19 protein-coding genes and 1 pseudogene are annotated in these 22,904 nt (G+C 61.2%); 13 read left to right on the top strand and 7 right to left on the bottom strand.

The annotated features are described in order from the left end of the window. Nucleotide 1: 1 nt before the first annotated feature. Both ACJ8J5_RS14160 and ACJ8J5_RS14155 read right to left on the bottom strand, forming a co-directional pair. On the bottom strand, nt 2-1,162 hold the full coding sequence (locus tag ACJ8J5_RS14160) for a glutathionylspermidine synthase family protein (RefSeq protein WP_060434583.1): 1,161 nt from the start codon (nt 1,160-1,162) through the stop codon (nt 2-4). A gap of 3 nt (nt 1,163-1,165) precedes the next feature. After that, complete coding sequence (locus ACJ8J5_RS14155) at nt 1,166-1,828, bottom strand: DUF1190 family protein (RefSeq protein WP_025304315.1); 663 nt, start codon at nt 1,826-1,828, stop codon at nt 1,166-1,168. Nucleotides 1,829-2,181: 353 nt separating this feature from the next. Between ACJ8J5_RS14155 and ACJ8J5_RS14150 the strand changes: the two genes are divergently transcribed. Genes ACJ8J5_RS14150 through dhaM form a run of 4 tightly spaced genes read left to right on the top strand, consistent with a single transcriptional unit; the run spans nt 2,182 to nt 6,488 of the window. Continuing rightward, entirely contained in the window at nt 2,182-3,282 is a 1,101-nt protein-coding gene (locus tag ACJ8J5_RS14150; protein ID WP_334273843.1) for a glycerol dehydrogenase, read from the top strand. Nucleotides 3,283-3,333: 51 nt separating this feature from the next. Then, a complete protein-coding gene (gene dhaK / locus ACJ8J5_RS14145; protein ID WP_025304313.1) occupies nt 3,334-4,404 on the top strand; it encodes a dihydroxyacetone kinase subunit DhaK in 1,071 nt (356 codons plus the stop codon). A 9-nt stretch (nt 4,405-4,413) separates the two neighbouring features. Further along, a complete protein-coding gene (gene dhaL / locus ACJ8J5_RS14140) occupies nt 4,414-5,046 on the top strand; it encodes a dihydroxyacetone kinase subunit DhaL (RefSeq protein WP_025304312.1) in 633 nt (210 codons plus the stop codon). An 11-nt stretch (nt 5,047-5,057) separates the two neighbouring features. After that, the gene (gene dhaM, locus ACJ8J5_RS14135; RefSeq protein ID WP_334273842.1) at nt 5,058-6,488 is read left to right on the top strand and encodes a dihydroxyacetone kinase phosphoryl donor subunit DhaM; all 1,431 of its coding nucleotides are present in this window, start codon (nt 5,058-5,060) and stop codon (nt 6,486-6,488) included. On the opposite strand, the gene dhaR is transcribed toward dhaM, so the two are convergent. Next, nucleotides 6,485-8,434 carry a dihydroxyacetone kinase operon transcriptional regulator DhaR gene (dhaR, locus tag ACJ8J5_RS14130; RefSeq protein ID WP_060434582.1) on the bottom strand — a complete coding sequence of 650 codons (1,950 nt, stop codon included), beginning with the start codon at nt 8,432-8,434 and terminating at the stop codon, nt 6,485-6,487. The two genes, dhaM and dhaR, sit on opposite strands and share 4 nt — an antisense overlap. A gap of 151 nt (nt 8,435-8,585) precedes the next feature. Then, nucleotides 8,586-10,103 carry a multidrug efflux transporter outer membrane subunit HasF gene (hasF, locus tag ACJ8J5_RS14125; protein WP_089181357.1) on the bottom strand — a complete coding sequence of 506 codons (1,518 nt, stop codon included), beginning with the start codon at nt 10,101-10,103 and terminating at the stop codon, nt 8,586-8,588. Nucleotides 10,104-10,450: 347 nt separating this feature from the next. Between hasF and nudF the strand changes: the two genes are divergently transcribed. From nudF to ACJ8J5_RS14095, 6 genes and pseudogenes are all read left to right on the top strand, one after another. Beyond that, complete coding sequence (gene nudF / locus ACJ8J5_RS14120) at nt 10,451-11,083, top strand: ADP-ribose diphosphatase (protein ID WP_043142088.1); 633 nt, start codon at nt 10,451-10,453, stop codon at nt 11,081-11,083. Then, nucleotides 11,083-11,508: pseudogene (locus tag ACJ8J5_RS14115) on the top strand (DUF1249 family protein). The gene nudF and the pseudogene ACJ8J5_RS14115 overlap by 1 nt, the downstream one beginning before the upstream one ends. A gap of 27 nt (nt 11,509-11,535) precedes the next feature. Then, nucleotides 11,536-12,363: a 3',5'-cyclic-AMP phosphodiesterase gene (gene cpdA / locus ACJ8J5_RS14110; protein WP_060434581.1), complete on the top strand. Its 828-nt coding sequence runs from the start codon at nt 11,536-11,538 to the stop codon at nt 12,361-12,363. Continuing rightward, complete coding sequence (yqiA, locus tag ACJ8J5_RS14105; protein WP_025304306.1) at nt 12,363-12,947, top strand: esterase YqiA; 585 nt, start codon at nt 12,363-12,365, stop codon at nt 12,945-12,947. The genes cpdA and yqiA overlap by 1 nt, the downstream gene beginning before the upstream one ends. Before the next feature lie 46 nt (nt 12,948-12,993). Continuing rightward, a complete protein-coding gene (parE, locus tag ACJ8J5_RS14100) occupies nt 12,994-14,889 on the top strand; it encodes a DNA topoisomerase IV subunit B (protein WP_025304305.1) in 1,896 nt (631 codons plus the stop codon). 81 nt (nt 14,890-14,970) lie between these two features. Beyond that, nucleotides 14,971-15,867: a LysR substrate-binding domain-containing protein gene (locus ACJ8J5_RS14095; protein WP_025304304.1), complete on the top strand. Its 897-nt coding sequence runs from the start codon at nt 14,971-14,973 to the stop codon at nt 15,865-15,867. 8 nt (nt 15,868-15,875) lie between these two features. Here the strand turns inward: ACJ8J5_RS14095 and ACJ8J5_RS14090 are convergent, their stop codons facing one another. Both ACJ8J5_RS14090 and ACJ8J5_RS14085 read right to left on the bottom strand, forming a co-directional pair. Continuing rightward, nucleotides 15,876-16,184: a putative quinol monooxygenase gene (locus ACJ8J5_RS14090; RefSeq protein ID WP_025304303.1), complete on the bottom strand. Its 309-nt coding sequence runs from the start codon at nt 16,182-16,184 to the stop codon at nt 15,876-15,878. Between the two features lie 33 nt (nt 16,185-16,217). Then, the gene (locus ACJ8J5_RS14085) at nt 16,218-16,799 is read right to left on the bottom strand and encodes an NAD(P)H-dependent oxidoreductase (RefSeq protein ID WP_334273841.1); all 582 of its coding nucleotides are present in this window, start codon (nt 16,797-16,799) and stop codon (nt 16,218-16,220) included. A gap of 325 nt (nt 16,800-17,124) precedes the next feature. On the opposite strand from ACJ8J5_RS14085, the gene parC reads away from it, so the two are divergent. From parC to ftsP, 3 genes are all read left to right on the top strand, one after another. Then, complete coding sequence (parC, locus tag ACJ8J5_RS14080) at nt 17,125-19,398, top strand: DNA topoisomerase IV subunit A (RefSeq protein ID WP_025304301.1); 2,274 nt, start codon at nt 17,125-17,127, stop codon at nt 19,396-19,398. Between the two features lie 246 nt (nt 19,399-19,644). After that, nucleotides 19,645-20,379, top strand: a complete 735-nt coding sequence (locus ACJ8J5_RS14075) for a 1-acylglycerol-3-phosphate O-acyltransferase (RefSeq protein WP_025304300.1) — start codon at nt 19,645-19,647, stop codon at nt 20,377-20,379. A gap of 132 nt (nt 20,380-20,511) precedes the next feature. After that, complete coding sequence (ftsP, locus tag ACJ8J5_RS14070) at nt 20,512-21,927, top strand: cell division protein FtsP (RefSeq protein WP_025304299.1); 1,416 nt, start codon at nt 20,512-20,514, stop codon at nt 21,925-21,927. Nucleotides 21,928-21,944: 17 nt separating this feature from the next. On the opposite strand, the gene ACJ8J5_RS14065 is transcribed toward ftsP, so the two are convergent. Beyond that, nucleotides 21,945-22,856 carry a LysR family transcriptional regulator gene (locus ACJ8J5_RS14065; RefSeq protein ID WP_043142098.1) on the bottom strand — a complete coding sequence of 304 codons (912 nt, stop codon included), beginning with the start codon at nt 22,854-22,856 and terminating at the stop codon, nt 21,945-21,947. Nucleotides 22,857-22,904 lie beyond the last annotated feature (48 nt).

Raw genomic sequence — 22,904 nt, 5'->3', positions numbered from 1 at the left:
ATCAGCCGAGGATGGTGTGCGGATAGAAGCGCGATAGATCCTGCGTGATCAGTTCGCGATCTTCGCGCAGGCCGATGCCGCAGGGTTGATCGTTCACCAGCCAGCTGCCGATCAGCGTGTAGCTGTCTTCGAACTTTGGCAGCGGATGGAATTGCTGCACGATCATGCCTTCTTCACCGTACGGCCCATCGACGCGCGCCACTTCCTGACCGTTTTCGACGATCTGAATATTGGCGCCTTCGCGTGAGAACAGCGGTTTGGTGACGTAATGATCCATCGGCGGATGATCGTCTTGCGCGAAATAAGCCGGCAACAGGTTAGGGTGGTTAGGGAACATTTCCCACAGCAACGGCAGCAGCGCCTTGTTGGAGATGATGCTCTTCCAGGCCGGCTCCAGCCAACGCACGCCGGCGTCTTCCAGCTTGGTGGAGAACATCTCGCGCAGCATGAATTCCCACGGGTAGAGCTTGAACAGGTTGCCGATCACCTGATCCTGCAGATCGGTGAACTGACCTTTCTCGCCAAGACCAATCTCTTCCATGAACAGGAACTCGGTCGGCAGACCGGCTTCCTGCGCGCAGTCCTGCAGATATTGCACCGTGCCGCGATCTTCTTCGCTGTCCTGGCAGCAGGCCAGGTGCAACAGGCCGAAGCCGTGATGCGCTTTCAGCTCGGCGAAACGCTCGATCAGCTTCTCCTGCAGGCTGTTGTACTGATCCGATTCCGGATCCAGCTTGCCGGCGTTGATCTGGTCTTCCAGCCACAGCCACTGGAAGAAGGCCGCCTCATACAGCGAGGTTGGCGTATCGGCGTTGTTCTCCAGCAGCTTCGGCGGGTTGACGCCGTCGTAGGCCAGATCGAGACGCGAATACAGCGACGGCTGGTTGGTGCGCCAGGAACTGCGCACGAACTCCCAGGTGTGTTTCGGAATGCAGAACTTGGCCATCAGCTCATCGCTGCCGACCACCTTTTCCACCACCTGCAGGCACATCTGGTGCAGCTCGGCGGTGGCGTTTTCGATCTCTTCAATCTGCACCAGCGTGAACTGGTAATAGGCGTCTTCACACCAGTACGGCTCGCCGTACATGGTGTGGAAACGGAAACCGAACTCGGTCGCTTTTTCACGCCAGTCCGGGCGCTCGGTAATAGCAATACGTTTCATGCATCAACCGCCCATGCTGCGAGAGCCGGAGTTGGAAGTGGCGCTGCTGCGCTGCATGCTGGTCTGCTTGGCCACGGTCTCGCCGAAACCACCGCGGGTCACGGTGTTGGTGACCGCAGGCTTTGGCGCCATGGCGGTTTTCGGCACCGTCATGGTGCGGCCGCCGGCGGTGGCCGGGCCGTAGCTCTTGCCGCTGGCGTCGACAAACTTGCCGTTCGCCGGGCTGGCGGCGTTCTTGGAAGTGAACAGTGGCTGCTGCGCGAAGCCGGAACCGCCCATCAGGCGGCCCATCATGTAGCCCGCCATCAGCGGCATCCAGAAGCTGCCGCTGCTTTGCGATTCCGCCGCCATGCCGGCCTGTGCCGGCGCCTGGGTGCACTGCGCTTCGCCGAACTCGGCGACGCAGTCTTCGCGGGTGGCGTATTTCGGCGCGGTTTTCGCCGCTTCTTGCAGGGCGTTGTTGTAGGAGGTGGTGCACTGCTCGCTCATCGAAGGATTGGCGCGCGAACAGTCATCGGCATTCTGATACAGGGAGACCGTTTCATCGCTCTTCTCGCAGCCGGCCAGCATAAAGACGGCGCTGATCGCCAAGGCCACGGGCGCGACACGGTAGCTGCGCCAGGATTTGCGGAACGTCTCTTGGTTGATGTTTTTTGTCCGTTTCATCGTTATCAATCCCATCATGCGGGCTGTTTTCGCCCTTTCCCAGTAGTGGCGCTAAGGATAGGGGAAACATGGTCAAAATTAAAGCTGAAACGCCCGTAGAATCCACTCTTTACGCAGTTATACGTTGGGGTGTGCGCCAGTTCGCTTTCGCGGCGAAAAAACGCGCGTTGGCGTTTCATCATGAAACGTTATCGCTATGATGATGTTCCATAATGGAACAAAAATCGCGAAGCTCGCCAGGCGGATGGCAGGCGCTCATAGTCGAAGCACAACAACAAGCCGACGGCGAAGTCGGCGCGTCATCACCTGATATCTGAACGTTACCATCGCCAACTCCCTACAAGGATCCGGTTATGTTGAGAATCATCCAGTCACCAGGTAAATACATTCAGGGCGCCAATGCGCTAGCCGTCGTCGGCGAATACGCCAAATCCCTCGCCGATCATTACCTGGTGATCGCCGACGACTTCGTGATGCAGCTGGCGGGCGACACCCTGATGGGCAGCTTGCAGCAGCACGGCGTGAAACATCACGCGGCCCGCTTCAACGGCGAGTGCTGCCGCAAAGAGATAGACCGGCTCGGCCGCGAGCTGCAGGCCCACGGTTGCCGCGGAGTGATCGGCGTCGGCGGTGGTAAGACGCTCGACACCGCCAAGGCCGTCGCCCACTACCAACAGCTGCCGGTGGTGCTCATTCCCACCATTGCTTCCACCGATGCGCCGACCAGCGCGCTGTCGGTTCTCTACACCGAACAGGGCGAATTCGCCGAATACCTGATCTACCCGCGCAACCCAGATATGGTGGTGATGGACAGTTCCATCATCGCCAACGCGCCGGTGCGCCTGTTGGTCGCCGGCATGGGCGACGCGCTTTCCACCTATTTCGAGGCGCAGGCCTGCTTCGACGCTCAGGCCACCAGCATGGCCGGCGGCAAATCGACGCTGGCGGCGCTCAGTCTGGCGCGGCTGTGCTATGACACGCTGCTGGCCGAAGGGGTGAAGGCCAAGCTGGCGGTCGAGGCCGGCGTGGTAACGGAAGCGGTGGAGCGCATTATTGAGGCCAATACGTATTTGAGCGGCATCGGCTTCGAGAGTAGCGGGCTGGCGGCGGCGCACGCCATTCACAACGGTTTCACCGTGCTGGAAGAGTGCCACCACCTGTATCACGGCGAAAAAGTGGCGTTCGGCACCTTGGCGCAGCTGGTATTGCAGAACAGCCCGATGGCGCAGATTGAAACCGTGTTGGCGTTTTGCCATGACATCGGCCTGCCGATCACGCTGGCGCAGATGGGCGTCACCGGCGACGCGACGGCGAAGATGATGGCGGTGGCCGAGGCCAGTTGCGCCGCCGGCGAAACCATTCACAACATGCCGTTCAAGGTCACCCCTACGGGCGTGCAGGCGGCGATCCTGACGGCGGACAGGCTGGGCACCGCCTGGCTGCAGCGTCATTGATACCGTTGGGGCGCGGTGCGCCGCGCCCCTGGGCTTACAGAGGAAATCATCGTGAAAAAACTGATTAATCAGGTCGAGTCGGTGTTGGAAGAGCAGTTGCAGGGGCTGGCGGAGGCCCATCCCGAGTTGCTGGTGCACGCGGATCCGGTGTTCGTGACCCGCGCCGACGCGCCGGTGGCGGGCAAGGTGGCGATCCTGTCCGGCGGCGGTAGCGGCCACGAGCCGATGCACTGCGGTTTCGTCGGCGAAGGGATGCTCGACGGCGCCTGTCCGGGCGAGATTTTCACCTCGCCGACGCCGGATAAAATGTACGAGTGCGGTCAGGCGATCGACGGTGGCGCCGGCGTGTTGCTGCTGATTAAGAACTACACCGGAGACGTGCTCAACTTCGAAACCGCCACCGAGCTGCTGCACGACAGCGGCGTCGCGGTGGCGACGGTGCTGGTGGATGACGACGTGGCGGTCAAGGACAGCCTGTTTACCGCCGGGCGGCGTGGGGTGGCCAATACCGTGCTGATGGAGAAACTGCTGGGCGCCGCCGCGGCGCGCGGCGACGATCTGGACAGCGTGGTGACGCTGGGGCATCGCATCAACAACCACGGGCATTCGATCGGCATTGCGCTGGGTGCCTGTACCGTCCCCGCCGCCGGCAAACCGTCGTTCACCCTGGCGGAGAACGAGATGGAGTTCGGCGTCGGCATTCACGGCGAGCCGGGCATTGCGCGCCGCACGTTCACCACGCTCAACGCGGCGGTGGACGACATGTTCCATACGTTGATCGACCACGGCCACTATCAGCGCACGATCCGCGTCTGGGATCGTCAGCAGGGCGAGTGGCGCGACGAGATGCAGACCAAGCAGCCGCTGACGCGCGGCGATCGGGTGATCGCGTTGGTCAATAACCTGGGTGCCACGCCGCTGTCCGAGCTGTATGGCGTCTACCATCGATTGGCGGAGCGTTGCGCCGAGGCGGGCATCATTATCGAACGCAACCTGGTGGGTTCTTATTGCACCTCGCTTGATATGCAGGGCGTGTCCATCACGTTGTTGAACGTGGACGACGAGCTGTTGTCCTTGTGGGATGCGCCGGTGAAAACGCCTGCGCTGCGTTGGGGTTGCTGAGGAGGAATTATGGCGTTGACCAAACAACAGGTCGTCGATTGGCTGATGCGTTGCGGCGAAGTATTCAGCCGGGAGCGCGATTTTCTCACCCAACTGGACACCGAGATCGGCGATGCCGACCACGGTCTGAACATGAATCGCGGTTTCAATAAGGTGGTAGAAAAGCTGCCGTCGGTGGCGGACAAGGATATCGGCTTTATCCTGAAAAACACCGGTATGACGCTGCTGTCGAGCGTGGGCGGCGCCAGCGGTCCGCTGTTCGGCACCTTCTTCATCCGCGCGGCGCAGGCGGCGAACGCCAAGCAAAGCCTGGATCTGGTGGAGCTGCATCAGGTGATGCAGGAAGGGGTGGAAGGCGTGGTGATGCGCGGTAAGGCGGAGCCGGGCGACAAGACCATGTGCGACGTCTGGTGGCCGGTGGTGGAAAGCCTCGGCCAGTCCGCGCAGCAGAACCTGAGCGTGGCGGAGGCGCTGCAGCGCGCCGCCGACAGCGCCGAGCGGGCGGTGGAGAGCACCATTACCATGCAGGCGCGTAAAGGGCGGGCCAGTTACCTGGGCGAGCGTAGCATCGGCCACCAGGATCCCGGCGCCACTTCGGTGATGTTGATGATGAAAACGCTGGCCGAGGTCGCCGGCAGTTAGCAGGAGGCGAGATGATTAATATCGTGGTGGTTTCGCACAGCGCGTTGCTGGCGCGCGGCGTTGAACAGTTGGCGCGGCAGATGATGCGCGGTGACGGCTGCAAATTGGCGCTGGCGGCGGGCGTGGATGACGAGCAGCACCCGATCGGTACCGACGCGGTCAAAGTGATGGAGGCGATCGAAGCGGTCGCCGGCGGCGACGGCGTTCTGGTGCTGATGGATCTGGGCAGCGCGCTGCTCAGTGCCGAAACCGCGCTCGATCTGCTGGACCCGGACCTGGCCGCCAAAGTGCGGCTGTGCGCGGCGCCGCTGGTTGAAGGCACCTTGGCGGCGGTGGTGGCCGCCAACTCCGGTGCTTCGCTGGAACAGGTGGTGGCGGAGGCGCAGGGGGCGCTGCAGGCCAAGCAGGCACAGCTGGGTGAGGCTTCACCGACGGCGAAAATCGTGGCCTTGCCGCTGGCGCAGGGCAAAAGCGTAACCTGGACGGTGCAGAACCCGCACGGGCTGCATGCGCGCCCGGCGGCGCGGCTGGTCGAAACGCTGGCGCCGTTCAAGGCCGAGCTGGTGCTGGAGAAGCAGGGGCAGTGCGTCGATCCGCGCAGCCTCAATCAGCTGGCGCTGCTGCAGGTTCGTCACGGCGACACCGTTCGCCTGATTGCCGACGGTGCGCAGGCGGACGAGGCGCTGGCGGCGTTCAAAGCGCTGGCGGAACAACATTTCGGCGAGACGGTCTCCGAGCGGCAGCAGCCTTCGCTGCACGGTATCCCGGTGGCGGAAAGCGTCACCAGCGGACCCGTGTTCCAGGCCCACAGCCTCTGGCCGCCAACCGTCGATCGACGGATTGGTGCGGACGAGGTGTTGGGCGAACAGCAACGCCTGCGGGAGGCGCTACAGCACACGCTGAGCGATCTGAACCGGCTGGCGGAGCGTACCGGTACGCTGATCGGCAAGCCGCAGGCGGCGATCTTCGGCGCCCACAGCATGCTGCTGGACGATCCGGATCTGCAGCAGGCGGCTTACACCCGCATCGCGCAGCAGCTGTGCTGCGCCGAGCAGGCCTGGCGGCAGGTGCTGGGGGCGATCGCCGAAGAGTACCGTGAGCTGGATGACGACTACATGCGGGCGCGCGAATTGGACGTGCGCGACATGCTGCGCCGCACGCTGTGCCATCTGCAGGGGCTGCCGCTGCCGGCCATGGCGCTCGCAGAACCGTCAATCTTGGTGATGGACGAGCTGATGCCCTCGGAGGTGGTGATGCTCGACAGGCGGCTGGTGCTCGGCATCTGCCTGAGCGGCGGCAATGCCCTGTCGCACAGCGCCATTCTGGCGAAGGCGATGGGCATTCCGATGGTGGTCGGCATGCAGGATTGCCTGAGCAAAACCCGCAGCGGGCAGAAGGCGATGCTGGACGCCGCGCGCGGGGTATTGCAGCTCAGCCACTAGGCACGCAGCTTGAACTGGCGGATGTCGATCCCGTGCTGTTTGATCTTCCGCCACAGCGTGGTGCGGCCGATGCCCAGCAGCTGCGCCATCTCCGTCACCTGGCCACGGCTGACGGTCGCCGCGCGCAGGATCGCCTGGCGTTCCATGTCCGTCAGCGTCAACAGCGGTGCGCCGGGCTGCGGATCGCTTTCCAGCAGCGACGGCTGGCCGAGCAGGTGCGCCGGCAGATCCGCCAACTGGATGTGGTGACCGTGGCAAATCATTGCCGCGCGCTCCACCACCCCTTTCAGTTCCAAATCGTTGCCCGGCCACAGATAAAGCGCCAACTGGGTCATCACCTCGTCATCGACCCGGAAGCGACACTGAAAATGCAGCTCCAGCGTGCGCAAATGGTGTTTGACCAGCAGCGGAATATCGCTCAGCCGCTGGCGCAGCGGCGGGATCAGGATTTCGAACGCCTGCAGGCTGTAAAATAGCTGGCGGCGGAAACGGTTTTGCTGCACCAGCAGCGGCAGATCGGCGGCGCTGCCGGCGATCACACGCACATCGACCGGGATCACCCGGCTGGAATTGAGGCGGATCACCACGCCGGTTTTCAACACCTGCAGTAGCGCCGACTGCATCTCCGCCGGCAGGTATTCGATCTGTTCGAGGTACAGCGTGCCGCCGTTGGCCAATTCGAATTTACTGAGCTGGCCCGCCTCTTCTTCGCTGGCGTCGTTGCCCAGCAGCTCACGCAGCCCCTGCGCCTGCGTCAGCAGCTGGCAGTTGAGGGCGATATACGGCCCGGCGGCGCGTTCGCCGGCGTTGTGGATAGCCTGGCTGAGCAGCTCTTTGCCAACGCCTTCTTCCCCGCGCAACAGGATCGGATGCTGGCCTTTGGCCGCCTGCTGCCCGTAACGGATCAGTCGCCGCATTTCCAGCGAAGTGGAGGGCATCTGTTCGAAGCTGTGGCTGACGCGCCCCAGCTGGCTGCTGACATACTGGCGCAGCCGTTCGAGCGGGTGCAGCAGGGCGATGAAACTGCAGCGATCGCCGTCGAAAATCGGCTTGAGCGTCAGCAATGCGGCGATAAATTGTCGCTGACTTTCGAAGGTGACTTCGACGTGTTGCAGCGGTTGGCGATCGGCGATGGCGCGCTTGAGCAGCGCGGGCAGCGTCAACAGTTGCGTCAGCGGCTTGCCCTGGCTCTGCTGTTCGTCCAGCTTCAACAGGCCGGCGGCGCGCTGGTTGATGTATTGCAGGTAGCCGCGGTGATCCCAGGCCATGACGCCGTCGTCCACGCCGTCCAGCAGGCCGTAAAGCTGATTCAGATGGCGGTTGGATTCCGCCAGCAGGCCGTCGGCGTTCAGCGAGTTGCCGATTTCGCGGGCGATGGCCAGCGTCAGCGACAGATCGCCGGCGGCGCAATCGGGCAGCAGGCAACCCAGCGCGATCGAGCCGCGCTGGCGGCCGCTGTTGTCGTAGACCGGCGTGGCGCAGAACGACCAGCCGTGCAGCGCCTGGCGCACATGCTCTTCACCGCTCACCCGCACCGGGTGGCCTTCCGCCGCCGCCAGCGCCGGGGCATTGGTGCCGATCTGTCCTTCGGCCCAGTAAGCGCCGGGGGCGAATCCCAGTTGCTGCAGATGTTCCCAGGTTTGGGCGTCGCCGCAATGCCACAGCGTGCAGCCGCTCTCGTCGAGGATCAGCAACAGACAACGTCGCGGCTCCATGTATTCGCAGGCGTCTTCCAGCGCCGCCTGGCCAAGCGTCAGCAGATCGTTCTTGCGGCGGCAAATCGATTCGAAGGTGGCGCCCTGAGCGCGGTGCGGTGCCTGCCAAACGTCTGGCTGCATCAGGCTGCGGCAGCGTAGCCAGGAGGCGTAAACGGCTTGTGTCGGGCGCAGCGGCGGCGGCAGTTCACCGTCGTTAATCAGCCGCTGCCAGCGTGAATCGTTGTCCATCGAACCTCATCCAGACTGCGAAAACGAGAGTGAAGATGATACCACCTGGTGTAGCGGCGGCTGTGAGGCGGTGGGCAGAAGCGGGGAAATCGGGGCAAAAAAAAACGGGGCGCGGCGCAGGCCGGACCCCGTGTTTGTCAGCGTGCGCGCATCAGTTGCGGAATGGGTTGCCGCTGTGGCGAGCCGGTTGGCTGGTGGTAACGGCCGGCGCGGATGCGCGAGTGGCCGCCGGTGCCGGCGCCGCAGTTTGTTGCATCGGCGCATTGTCCTGATAGCCGTCCGCATAGGCGTCCTGCGCGCGATTCTGCGGCGCGACGGCGTCAGGCGCGGTCGATACCGGTTTGCCCAACGCGCCGTTCAACAGCAGCAGATCGTTCTGGTTCAGCGTGCCGAGCGCCGACTTGATGTTCAGTTGGTTGATCAGATAGGTATAACGCGCGTCGGACAGCTGACGTTTGGCGTTATACAGGGTGGTGGTGGCGTCCAGCACGTCGACGATGGTGCGGGTACCGACCTGATAACCGGCTTCCATCGCGTCCAGGGAGCTTTGCGCGGAGATCACCGCCTGTTTGTAGGCGTTGATGCTGCTGATCGAAGCGTTAACGTTGTTGAACGACGAACGCACGGTCTGCACCACGCTGCGGTGTGAGCTTTCCAACTGCTCGCTGGCGCCGACGAAGCCGTACTGCGCTTGTTTCACCTGCGAATTGGTCGCGCCGCCGCTGTATAGCGGCAGGTTGAAGCTGATGCCGACCTTATTTTGGCCCGCATCGGAGTCGCTGTAGCGTGCTGCATTCGCGCCGCCGGTGTTGGAGCCGTTGTATTTGGTATTGCTGATGCCGGTCGACGCGCTGACGTCAATCGTCGGCATATAGCCAGTTTGGGCTGCACGGATTTGCTCACGCGCCAGATCCTGGCTCAGACGGGCGGACAGCAGGCTCAGGTTGCGCGCTTCCGCTTCTTTCAGCAGGTTGTTCACCGCTTCCGGGCGCTGGGTACTGAAGCGATCGGTATTCAACGAGGCCAGCTCCGGGTAGAAGGCCCCGGTCACCTGGCGCAGCGTTTCCAGCGCGTTATCCAGATCGTTGCGGGCGGAGACTTCGGCCGCCAGCACGGTGTCATAGTTCGAACGGGCATTCTGCACATCGGTGATCGCCACCAGGCCCACGTTGAAGCGTTGGGTGGTTTGATCCAGCGTGCGGTAGACCGCGTCTTTCTGCGCCTGGGTATAGGACAGCGTGTCGATCGCTTTCAGCACGTTGAAGTAAGCGGTGGCGGTGTTGAGAATCAGCGACTGCTCTGCGGTCTGGAAGGTGACGTCAGAGATGCCGGCGGTCTTTTCCTGCAGCGTTAGCTGGCGCCATTTCGACATGTCGAAGAGGGTTTGCGTCAATGCCAGCGAACCGCTGGTCACGTTGCTGTTAACGCCATTGCTGTCACGATAACCGTTGGTGTAATCGTAACCTGCGGTTAAACCGAGCTGCGGCAACAGCGGGCTGCGCGCTTCATTGATCTTTTCGAATGCGGCGTCGCGGTCAGCAGCACTTTTGCGCAGATCCGGGTTACTTTCCCTGGCCTGTTTGTAGACCTGCAGCAGGTTCTCTGCCTGGCTCATTGCACTGAAGCCGCCCAGGCTCAGTCCGATAAGAAGGGGGAGCAGTTTCTTCATTTGCATTCCTTGTTGTGCAGCAATATTGCTATGTTAGCGCTGACGATAGACGAAATAGTTGCCGATTCTAGCAGAGTCTGCGGTACGCATCAGGTGGCTGAATGTGCCATCTCACGTAACTTTTACCTTTCAGACCGCCCATTTACCTTGGCGTACTGCCCCGGTCGACTGCAGCTGATATTATGGCTGACAATCCGGATTGTTTCCCGCTATTACCTGCGAGCGCACAAACGTGCCGCATCCGGCGGCGAGAAACAGCCTAACATAAAGCCGCGGCGGAGAGTCCCGCTGTTTCTGTCATCAAAACCGTTTATTTTATCGGCATACTCAAGCAGGAGAATTCGCGCATGAACCGTTCGCAGCCATCGCCCGTTACTTTCGATAAAAAAGATGTAGAAATTATTGCACGCGAGACGCTGTACCGTGGTTTTTTTTCACTCAATTTATACCGGTTTCGCCATCGGTTGTTCAATGGCGAAATGAGCCCTGAAATCACGCGTGAAATTTTCGAGCGCGGCCATGCGGCGGTGCTGCTGCCCTATGATCCGGTGCGCGATGAAGTGGTGCTGATTGAACAACTGCGCATCGCCGCGGTCGATACCCGTAATTCGCCCTGGCTGCTGGAAATGGTGGCGGGTATGATCGAAACCGGCGAAAGCGTCGAAGACGTGTGCCGCCGCGAAGCGCAGGAAGAGGCCGGCGTGGTGGTCGGGCGCTGTAAGCCGGTGCTGAGCTACCTGGCCAGCCCCGGCGGTACCAGCGAACGTTTGTCGATCATGGTCGGCGAAGTGGACGCCCGCACCGCCGAGGGCATCCACGGTCTGGCGGAAGAGCATGAAGATATCCGCGTCCACGTGGTCAGCCGCGAGCAGGCTTACCGCTGGGTAGAGGAGGGCGCGATCGATAACGCCGCATCAGTGATTGCATTGCAATGGCTGGCGTTGCACCATGAATCGTTGAGAAAAGAGTGGGCCAACTAATGAAACAGCGCTATACCCCTGATTTCCCCGAAATGATGAGATTGTGCGAAACCAACTTCGCGCAATTGCGCCGCTTGCTGCCGCGCAACGACGAAGCGGGCGAAACGGTGACTTATCAGGTGAACGGCGCCGGCTATCGTTTGACCATCGTTGAGTCCACGCGTTACACGTCGCTGGTGGAGATCGAGCAGATCTTTCCGGCGGTCAGCTACTAGAGCCTGCCCGCGATGACGGTGCGGTTGTACCATGACGCCATGGTTGCGGAAGTGTGTTCCAGTCAGCAGATCTACCGCTTTAAAGCGCGTTATGATTATCCTAATAAAAAGTTGCATCAACGCGACGAAAAGCATCAAATTAACCAGTTTCTTGCTGATTGGCTGCGCTACTGTTTGGCGCATGGAGCGATGGCGGTTCCGGTTTGTTAGACAGACTGAAATAACAAAGGACACCATTTGGAAAGCCTGTTTAAACTGCCCGTGGCGAGTGGGGCCGCGGTCAGGATTCTACAAATAACAGATACCCACCTTTTTGCCGGCGAACACGAGACGTTGCTCGGCATCAATACCTATCGCAGCTATCACGCGGTGCTGGACGCCATCCAGGCGCAGCGCCGCGACGTTGATTTGATCGTCGCCACGGGAGATTTGGCGCAGGATCATTCGCAAGAGGCGTACCGCCACTTCGCCGCCGGCATCGCGCAATTGCCGGCCCCCTGCGTGTGGCTGCCGGGTAACCACGATTTCCAACCGGCGATGGTCGACGCGTTGGCCGCCGCCGGTATTGCCCCTTCCAAACAGGTGTTGCTGGGCGACGACTGGCAGGTGCTGATGCTGGACAGCCAGGTGTTCGGCGTGCCGCACGGCGAATTGAGCGAGTATCAGCTCGAGTGGATGGAGCGCTGCCTGCAGGCCCACCCCGAGCGCTATACGCTGTTGCTGCTGCACCATCATCCGCTGCCGTCCGGTTGCACCTGGCTCGATCAGCACAGCCTGCGCAACCCGCATATGCTGGGCGCGATCCTGCTGCGTTATCCGAAAGTGAATACCGTAGTGTGCGGGCACATTCATCAGGATCTGGATCTGGAATGGCAGGGCCGGCGCCTGTTGGCGACGCCGTCCACCTGCGTGCAATTCAAGCCGCACTGCACTAACTTTACCATCGACGACGTCTCCCCCGGCTGGCGTTACCTCGATCTGTTGCCGGACGGCCGCGTCGAGACGCAGGTGTTCCGCCTGGAAAACGACGATTTCCGCCCCGATATGGACTCGGATGGATACTGATGCCTTCGACGCTGCTCTACCTGCACGGTTTCAATAGTTCGCCGCAGTCGGCCAAGGCGGTGGCCTTCAAGGCCTGGCTGGCCGAGCACCATCCCGACATCGAGATGCTGGTGCCGCAGCTGCCGGCCTTTCCGGCGGAGGCCGCCGAGATGCTGGAAAATATGGTGCTGGAACGCGCCGGGCAAACGCTCGGGCTGGTCGGCTCATCGCTGGGCGGCTATTATGCCACCTGGCTGTCGCAGTGTTTTTCCCTGCCGGCGGTGGTGGTCAACCCGGCGGTCAAGCCGTTTGAGCTGCTGGTGGACTATCTCGGCGCCAACGAGAACCCCTACACCGGCCAGCAATATGTGTTAGAGTCTCGGCACGTTTACGATCTGAAAGTGATGCAGATCGATCCCTTGGAGTCGCCGGATTTAATCTGGCTGCTGCAGCAAACGGGCGATGAAATTCTCGATTACGGCCAGGCAGTGGCGTATTACACCGCGTGTCGGCAAACGGTGGAGTCGGGTGGAAACCACGCCTTCGTCGGTTTCGAGCACTACTTCCCCCAGATTGTGGATTTTTTAGGGCTAAACGCGGTCTGACGGACCGTTCCGGCACCTCCCTTTAACCACGAAAAAATAATCAACGATGACTCAATCCAGCTATAACGCTGATGCCATTGAAGTACTCAGCGGTCTAGAACCAGTGCGCCGTCGTCCCGGCATGTATACCGACACGACGCGCCCAAACCACCTCGGCCAAGAGGTGATCGATAACAGCGTCGACGAAGCGTTGGCTGGTCACGCCAAGCGTATCGACGTGATCCTGCACGCCGATCAGTCGCTGGAAGTGATCGACGACGGCCGCGGCATGCCGGTGGACATCCACCCGGAAGAGGGCGTGCCGGCGGTTGAGTTGATCCTGTGCCGGCTGCACGCCGGCGGTAAATTCTCGAATAAAAACTACCAGTTCTCCGGCGGCCTGCACGGCGTTGGGATCTCGGTGGTCAACGCCCTGTCGAAGCGGGTGGAAGTCAACGTGCGCCGCGACGGCAACGTCTACGGCATCGCCTTCGAAAACGGTGACAAAGTGCAAGACCTGACGGTGACTGGCACCTGCGGCAAACGCAACACCGGCACCAGCGTGCACTTCTGGCCGGACGAACAGTTCTTCGACAGCCCGCGTTTCTCGGTATCGCGCCTCACTCACCTGCTGAAAGCCAAAGCGGTGCTGTGCCCCGGCGTCGAGATCTATTTCATCGACAAGGTGAACAACACCGAGCAGCGCTGGTGCTACCAGGACGGCCTGACCGACTACCTGATGGAAGCGGTTAACGGCCTGATCACCCTGCCGGAAGCGCCGTTCGTCGGCAATTTCGCCGGTGATACCGAAGCGGTGGACTGGGCGCTGCTGTGGCTGCCGGAAGGCGGCGAGCTGCTGACCGAAAGCTACGTCAACCTGATCCCAACCATGCAGGGCGGCACCCACGTCAACGGCCTGCGTCAGGGGCTGCTGGACGCGATGCGCGAGTTCTGCGAATTCCGCAACATCCTGCCGCGCGGCGTGAAGCTGTCGGCGGAGGATATCTGGGATCGCTGCGCCTACGTGTTGTCGGTGAAGATGCAGGATCCGCAGTTCGCCGGGCAGACCAAAGAACGTCTCTCTTCGCGTCAGTGTGCGGCCTTCGTTTCCGGCGTGGTGAAAGACGCCTTCAGCCTGTGGCTGAACCAGAACGTTCAGGCGGCGGAACAGCTGGCCGAGCTGGCGATTTCCAGCGCCCAGCGCCGCCTGCGCGCGGCCAAGAAAGTGGTGCGCAAGAAGCTGACCAGCGGGCCGGCGCTGCCGGGCAAGCTGGCGGACTGCACCTCGCAGGATCTGGCCATGACCGAACTGTTCCTGGTGGAAGGGGACTCGGCGGGCGGATCGGCCAAGCAGGCGCGCGATCGCGAATATCAGGCGATCATGCCGCTGAAGGGCAAGATCCTGAATACCTGGGAAGTGTCCTCGGACGAAGTGCTGGCCTCGCAGGAAGTGCACGACATTTCCGTGGCGATCGGCATCGATCCGGACAGCGAAGATCTCAGCCAGCTGCGCTACGGCAAAATCTGCATCCTGGCGGATGCGGACTCCGACGGCCTGCACATCGCCACGCTGCTGTGCGCGCTGTTCGTGCGCCACTTCCGTTCGCTGGTGAAAGGCGGCCACGTTTATGTCGCCATGCCGCCGCTGTACCGCATCGATCTCGGTAAAGAAGTGTTCTACGCGCTGGATGAAGAAGAGAAGGCCGGCGTGCTGGAACAGCTGAAGCGCAAGAAGGGCAAGCCGAACGTCCAGCGCTTTAAAGGGCTGGGTGAGATGAACCCGCTGCAGCTGCGCGAAACCACCCTCGATCCGAATACCCGCCGGCTGGTGCAACTGACGGTAGCGGAAGATGATGTCGATCAGACGCTGGCGGTGATGGACATGCTGTTGGCCAAGAAGCGTTCGGAAGATCGCCGTAACTGGCTGCAAGACAAGGGCGACATGGCCGAATTGGCGGTCTGAGCCTGACCCTGGCCCGGTGAACGCCGGGCCTGCTTTCCCGCAGGGCGTTCATGCGGCGCCCGATAACCTGGGCCGAAATGCATGAAGATCACGCTCGAAGAATTGCTGGCGTTCACCTCGGTGGTCGACAGCGGTTCCATCACCTCCGCTGCCGATCGGCTCGGCCAGACGACATCCGGCATCAGCCGCGCGCTCAGCCGCCTGGAGAACAAACTCGATACCACCCTGATGCGCCGCACTACGCGTCGCCTGGAGCTGACCGAAGAGGGGGAAAGCTTCCTGAGCCATGCGCGTACGATCATCAACTCGGTGGAAAATGCCGAAGAACAAATGGCGGTGCGCCGGCAGATGCCGGCCGGGCGGTTGCGGATAAACGCGGCTGCGCCTTTTATGGAGCACGTCATCGTGCCGCTGGTAGCGGGGTTCAGGGAACGTTATCCGCAAATTTCGCTCGAGCTGAATACTGACAACCTGGTTATCGATCTACTGGAAAAACGCACGGATATTGCCATTCGCATCGGTGCGTTGCGTGATTCGACCATTCATGCGCGCGCGCTGGGCGCCAGCCGGTTGCGCATCCTCGCCAGCCCGGCTTATCTGCAGCAGCACGGCACGCCGCAGAGCGTGGAGGCGTTGCACCGGCATTGTCTGCTTGGTTTTACCCAGCCGGAATCGCTGAACCAGTGGCCGTTGCGCTATCGCCAGGCGCCGCATTTCACCATCACGCCGACGATCTCGGCGTCCAGCGGTGAAACGCTGCGGCAATTGGCGCTGCGGGGCGAGGGGATCGTACAGCTGGCAGACTTTATGACCCGACGCGATCGGGAAGCGGGCAAGTTGGTGACGTTGCTGGAGCAGGAGACGCTGGACGTGCGCCAGCCAATCAATGCGGTGTATTACCGCAATACGCAATTGGCGGCGCGCATCACCTGTTTTCTTGACTACGTCAGCGCGCACATCGACGCGCAGACGTTATAAGGCGGGGCTTACAGGGCGTTTTCCAGGATGTAGATCTCGGTGTCCAGCACGCTGTCTTTGAGGGTGTCGCGGTGTTTGAGCATATGTTCAATGGCCAGGTGTTTTTCCAGATGCGCCATGCTTTCCCATTTCTCCAGCATGAACACCGAATCCGGCGACCGCTTCTGCCACGGCGCCTGGGTATTGCTGTCGACCATCGGCGTGTATTCGCCGCAGCCGTCTTCCGCCAGCACCAGTGGCACCAGCTTTTCAATGGCTTGCAGTACGGTGGCGCGGTGGCCGGGTTTCACTTTGATTTCTGCGATTACGGTGATCATGCTTACCTCGTTGATGAGAATGTTCTGCGTCAGTTAAGCAAAAATTTTCGCCAGATGCTCGCGATAACGCGTGATGTCGTCCGCGATATTCGGCTCTTTGATCACATTGTTGCAGATGAAGGTCGGCAGCGCTTCCATCCCCAGGAACTGGTTGGCCTTGTGGAAGTGCAGGTAAACGCCGTCGACGCCGACGCCGTGGAAGAACTGATCGGGATCGGTGAAGGCCTCCAGCGGGGCGTTCCAGGTCAGGCTCAGCAGGTATTTTTTGCCCTGGATCAGGCCGCCGGAGCCATATTTTTTGCTTTCGTCAGAACGAGAGCGGCCGTCGTTGGCATACAGGCTACCGTGGCCGGCGGTGAACACTTCATCGATGTATTTTTTCAGGATCCAGGGTTCGCCCATCCACCAGCCCGGCATCTGATAGATGACCGCGTCGGCCCACAGGTATTTCTGTACTTCGGCTTCGATGTCATAGCCGTCGTCGACCACGGTGACCTGCACATCGTGCTGCAGATCGCGCAGGAAGCTTTCCGCCACGTCGCTCAGGGTTTGGTTGAGTTCGCCGCTGGAATGGCCGAATTGTTTTTTAGCGTTGATAATCAGGATATTGCTCATCTTTCGCGGCTCCCGTCAGAGTTAAGATATGGCATGCTTCCCGCCGAAAAGGCGGAAACCATTTCGCTGGTGACGAGTGTAATCGTTAGTCAGGCAAGTAAAAATGCGATCCGGCGCACAACAGTGTTGACTGCCAGTCAATAAAGAAGCCGCCAGGTAGCGAAATTTTGCATAAACCGCATCGCGGAATTGGCCGTCGCCGGCGATCCTTGCGCCAACTGTGACAGCTACCCCGCAGATGGGTTACTATCGCGGGCAGAATCGACAAGCGATGCCTTTTGTCGTCCAAGGGATTGCCAAGCCACGGTCTGAGGATAATTGAGTAATGAGTGATCTGACTCATGACGGTGTAGAGCGTTTACCGCTGCACACATTCACTGAAAACGCCTATCTGAACTATTCCATGTACGTCATCATGGATCGGGCGTTGCCGTACATTGGCGACGGTTTGAAGCCGGTACAACGCCGTATCATCTACGCCATGTCTGAGCTGGGGCTGAACAACAGCGCCAAATTCAAGAAATCCGCCCGTACCGTGGGCGACGTGCTGGGTAAATACCACCCGCACGGCGACAGCGCGTGTTATGAAGCCATGGTGCTGATGGCGCAGCCGTTCTCGTATCGCTATCCGCTGGTGGACGGCCAGGGGAACTGGGGCGCGCCGGACGATCCCAAGTCGTTCGCGGCGATGCGCTATACCGAATCGCGCCTGTCCAAATACGCCGAAGTCTTGCTGGCCGAACTGGGCCAGGGCACGGTCGACTGGATCCCGAACTTTGACGGCACGCTGCAAGAGCCGAAGATGCTGCCGGCGCGTCTGCCAAACATCCTGCTGAACGGCACCACCGGCATCGCGGTCGGCATGGCGACCGACATTCCGCCGCACAACGTGCGTGAAGTCGCCGCCGCGGCGGTGGCGCTGCTCGACAAACCGGGCGCCTCGCTCGATGATCTGCTCGAGTTCGTGCAGGGGCCGGACTTCCCGACCGAAGCCGAGATCATCACTCCGCGCGATGAGATTCGCAAAATTTACCAGAGTGGCCGCGGCTCGGTGCGCATGCGCGCCGTGTGGAAGAAAGAGGATGGCAGCGCGGTGATCACCGCCTTGCCGCATCAGGTTTCCGGCGCCAAGGTGCTGGAGCAGATCGCCAGCCAGATGCGCGCCAAGAAGCTGCCGATGGTCGAGGATCTGCGCGATGAATCCGACCACGAAAACCCGACGCGTCTGGTGATCGTGCCGCGTTCCAACCGCATCGATCTGGAGCAGGTGATGAATCACCTGTTCGCCACCACCGATCTGGAACGCAGCTACCGCATCAACATGAACATGATCGGTCTGGACAACCGCCCGCAGGTGAAAGGGCTGGTGGAGATCCTCACCGAATGGCTGGCCTACCGTCGCGATACGGTGCGCCGCCGCCTGAACTACCGCCTCGAGAAAGTGCTCAAGCGTCTGCATATCCTCGAAGGTTTGCTGGTGGCGTTCCTCAACATCGACGAGGTGATCCACATCATCCGCAGCGAGGATGAGCCGAAGCCGGTGCTGATGCAGCGTTTCGGCATCTCCGATACCCAGGCGGAAGCGATCCTCGAGCTGAAACTGCGTCACCTGGCCAAACTGGAAGAGGTCAAGATCCGCGGTGAGCAGGATGAGTTGGCGAAAGAGCGCGATCAGCTGCAGGCGCTGCTGGCGTCCGAGCGCAAGCTGAATACGCTGATCAAGAAAGAGATCCAGGCCGATGCGCAAACCTATGGCGACGATCGCCGTTCACCGCTGACCGAGCGTGCGGAAGCCAAGGCGATGAGCGAGCATGACTTCGTGCCGTCCGAGCCGGTGACCATTGTGCTGTCGGAAATGGGCTGGGTGCGCAGCGCCAAGGGCCACGATATCGATCCTGCCGGGTTGAGCTACAAGGCCGGCGACAGTTTCCGTGGTGCGGCACGCGGCAAGAGCAACCAGCCGGTGGTGTTCATCGATTCTACCGGGCGCAGCTATGCGCTCGATCCGATGACGCTGCCGTCGGCACGCGGGCAGGGCGAGCCGTTGACCGGCAAGCTGACACCGCCGCCGGGCGCCACCATTGAGCAGGTGCTGATGGCGGCCGACGACCAGAAGCTGCTGATGGCTTCCGACGCCGGTTACGGCTTCGTCTGTACCTTCAACGATCTGGTGGCGCGCAACCGCGCCGGCAAGGTGATGATCACGCTGCCGGACAACGCCAGAGCGCTGCCGCCGATGGAAATTCACGGCGCAGACGATATGCTGCTGTCGATCACCGCCGCCGGGCGCATGCTGATGTTCCCGGTCGCCGATCTGCCGCAGCTGTCGAAGGGCAAGGGCAACAAGATCGTCTCCATTCCGGCGGCGCAGGCCGCAGCCGGTGAAGACAAGCTGGCCTGGCTGTTCGTGCTGCCGCCGCAGGCGTCCGTCACGTTGCACGTTGGCAAACGCAAGCTGACGCTGCGCCCGGAAGATCTGCAGAAGTTCCGCGCGGAGCGCGGCCGCAAGGGTACCCAGCTGCCGCGTGGCCTGCAGCGCATCGATCGCGTCGAAGTGGATGCGCCGGTGCGGGCGTCGGGTGGCGACAGCGAAGAGTAAGCGTTGGCGCTAGCGTTAACGGGCGGTCGCAGCATGCTGTGGCCGCCTTATTTATTTTTGCTGGCGTTTATTTTCCAAATAGTTAACATTTCTGCGCATAAAATTATTGTGCGTACTGCCGCCTGGCAGGAAAATAGCGAGAAATGCGGGCGACATGGGCGTGCTTATCGCCCGGCCGGCAAATAATGAGTAAAGGAATCTGCGCAGCGAAGTAAACTGCGTTGGCAGTGTGCTAATGAGGTTGTTATGTTATTGATTTTGCGTGCCGTTCTCGCCACTCTCTTCTGTATTCTGGTGTGTATTTTCGGTTCTATTTATTGCTTGTTCAGCCCGCGCAACCCCCGCCATGTGGCGACCTTCGGCCATCTTTTCGGCCGCCTGTCGACGCTGTTCGGCATCAAGGTTGAAACCCGTGTGCCGGCCGATGCGGCCAACAACGGCAAGTGCATCTATATCGCCAACCACCAAAATAACTACGACATGGTGACGGCTTCTAATATTGTGCAGCCGCGCACCGTGACCGTCGGTAAAAAAAGTCTGGTATGGATCCCGTTTTTCGGCCCGCTGTATTGGCTGACCGGTAATCTGCTGATAGATCGTGATAATCGCGCCAAGGCGCACGGCACCATCGCCCAGGTGGCGGAGCAGTTCAAAAAGAAAGACATTTCTATCTGGATGTTCCCGGAAGGAACCCGCAGCCGTGGCCGTGGGCTGATGCCGTTTAAAACCGGCGCGTTCCACGCGGCCATCGCCGCCGGCGTGCCGATTGTACCGATCTGTGTATCCACCACCAGCGGTAATATAAATCTTAATCGCTGGAATAACGGGCATGTGATCGTCGAGATGTTGGCGCCGGTGGATACCAGCAAATACGGCAAAGAAAACGTGCGCGAGCTGGCGGCCCATTGCCGCGAGCTGATGGAGGCGAAAATCGCCGAATTGGACGCTGAAGTCGCCCAGCGCAACGCCGCCAAAAAATAAGAGTCTACCGGCTTCAAAGAATACGTTTTTAATTGGCGTTCAGCGCCGTTAACGCCTGAACGCCTGCTAATCTTGATTGGCGGGCGTTTGGGTTTTGCACACGGTTTAGTTATTGCTTTTCATGGAGAAGATATGTCACTCAGTCGACGTCAGTTTTTACAGGCATCGGGCCTGGCGCTGTGCGCGGGCGCCGTGCCGCTGAGGGCTGAAGCGAGCGGAACGCAGACCCCGTTACCCATTCCTCCGCTGCTGGAGTCTCGCCGCGGTCAGCCGCTGTTCCTGACCTTGCAGCGCGCCCACTGGGCGTTTATGGATAACCGCAAAGCGGCGGTGTGGGGCATCAACGGCATGTACCTGGGGCCGACGGTGCGGGTTTACAGCGGTGACGACGTCAAACTGATTTACAGCAACCGTCTGCAGGAGCCGGTGGCGATGACCATCAGCGGTCTGCAGGTGCCGGGCACCCTGATGGGCGGCGCGCCGCGCATGATGTCGCCCAACGTTGACTGGTCGCCGGTGCTGCCCATCCGTCAGGCGGCGGCTACCTGCTGGTACCACGCCAACACCCCAAACCGTATGGCGCCGCACGTTTACAACGGGTTGGCCGGGCTGTGGCTGGTGGAGGATGCCGTCAGCAAAGCGCTGCCGCTGCCCAACCACTATGGCGTCGACGATTTCCCGTTGATCATTCAAGACAAACGCTTCGATAACTTCGGCACGCCACAATACGACGCGCCGTCGCAAGGCGGCTTCGTCGGCGATACGCTGTTGGTTAACGGCGTGCAAAACCCGTATGTCGACGTATCGCGCGGCTGGGTGCGTTTGCGCCTTCTAAATGCCTCCAACGCGCGGCGTTATACCCTGCAGCTCAGCGACGGGCGGCCGTTCAACGTGATCGCCAGCGATCAGGGCTTCTTGCCTGCGCCGGTCGCGGTGCAACAGCTTTCGCTGGCGCCGGGCGAACGCCGGGAAGTGCTGATCGACATGTCGAAGGGCGAGGAGGTGACCATCACCGCCGGTGAAGCGGCGGGCATCATGGATCGCCTGCGCGGCCTGTTCGAGCCGTCGAGCATTCTGGTGTCCACCCAGGTGCTGACGCTGCGCCCGACCGGCCTGCTGCCGCTGGTGACCGACAACCTGCCGATGCGCCTGCTGGCGGATCAGCTGTTGGACGGCAGCGCCAGCCGCACCCGCGATTTCCGCCTGGGCGACGGCGGCGCCGGCATCAACGGCGCGATTTGGGACATGAACCGCATCGACGTACAGGCACAGCAAGGCACCTGGGAACGTTGGAACATTCATGCGGATACGCCGCAGTCGTTCCATATTCAGGGCGTGCAGTTCCTGATCAAACGCGTCAACGGCGCGCAGCCGATGGCGGAAGATCGCGGCTGGAAGGACACCGTCTGGGTCGATGGCGACGTCGAGCTGTTGGTGTATTTCAACCAACCGACCTCCGAACACTTCCCGTTCCTGTATTACAGCCAGACGCTGGAGATGGCCGATCGCGGCACCGCCGGCCAGCTGATGGTGCAGCCGACAATGTAACCCGCTCTGCGGGCCGCTTAGGGCGCCCGCAGCATCTCCAGGAAGGCCTGCACCACCGGCGTGACGCTGTCTGCGCGGTAAACCGCGTACAGATCCGCCGGCGGCGCCTGTTGCAGCGAGCAAAAGCGTACGCCGGGCCACGGAATGCGGCCGTAGCTGTCCGGCAGCAGCGTAATGCCGCAGCCTTCCGCCACCAGCGCCAGCAGGGTTTGCGGCTCGTTAACCTGATAAGCGACGTCCGGCAAAAATCCCTGCTGCAGGCACAGATTGTGCAGATACAGCCCCAGGCTGGCCTCATGCGGCGGCAGCACGATGAAGCTATCGTTCTGCAGCGCCGCCAGCGGAATGTTTTCCTGCTGCGCCAGCGGATGATCAAGCGGCAGCACCACGGCGATGCTTTCGCTTGCCAACCGTTGGCAGGTCAACCCCGGCAGCGTCTGTTGCTGTGCCTCTCGCCAGACCCCGATGTCGATATGCCGCTTTTGCAGCGCGATGATTTGCTGGCTGGGCGTCAGCTCGTTCAACGACCAGGTGACGCCGGCGCTCCGCTCGCTGAATCGCCGCAGCGCCGCGATCAGCCCGCCCCAGGCCGAGGTGCCGACCATACCGACCACCATATGGCCGCCTTCGCCACGCCCCATCTGTTGCACCTGATGCAGCGCGCTGTCGGCCTGATCCAGCAGTCGCTCGACGTTGCGCAGCAGCGTGCGGCCGGCCGGCGTCAGCGTCATGGAGCGGGTGGTGCGTTTGAACAGCACCACCCCGAGTTGGCTTTCCAGATCCTTGATGTGCTTGCTGAGCGGCGGCTGTGACATATTCAGCCGTCGCGCCGCTTGGGTGAAGTTCATCTCTTCCGCCACCACGCGGAAATAGTGCAGCAGGCGGAAGTTAATCCGGCCGGGATCGGGCAGGGCTTGGGGCGGGTTCATCCGGGGTAACGCCTCCTGTGACGCAGCTCAACTTATAGGTAAATGGAA

This window comes from Serratia sp. CY43202 (genome assembly GCF_052168755.1).
GTDB classification, from domain to species: domain Bacteria; phylum Pseudomonadota; class Gammaproteobacteria; order Enterobacterales; family Enterobacteriaceae; genus Serratia; species Serratia bockelmannii.
This window is presented reverse-complemented; position numbering and strand designations above follow the sequence as displayed.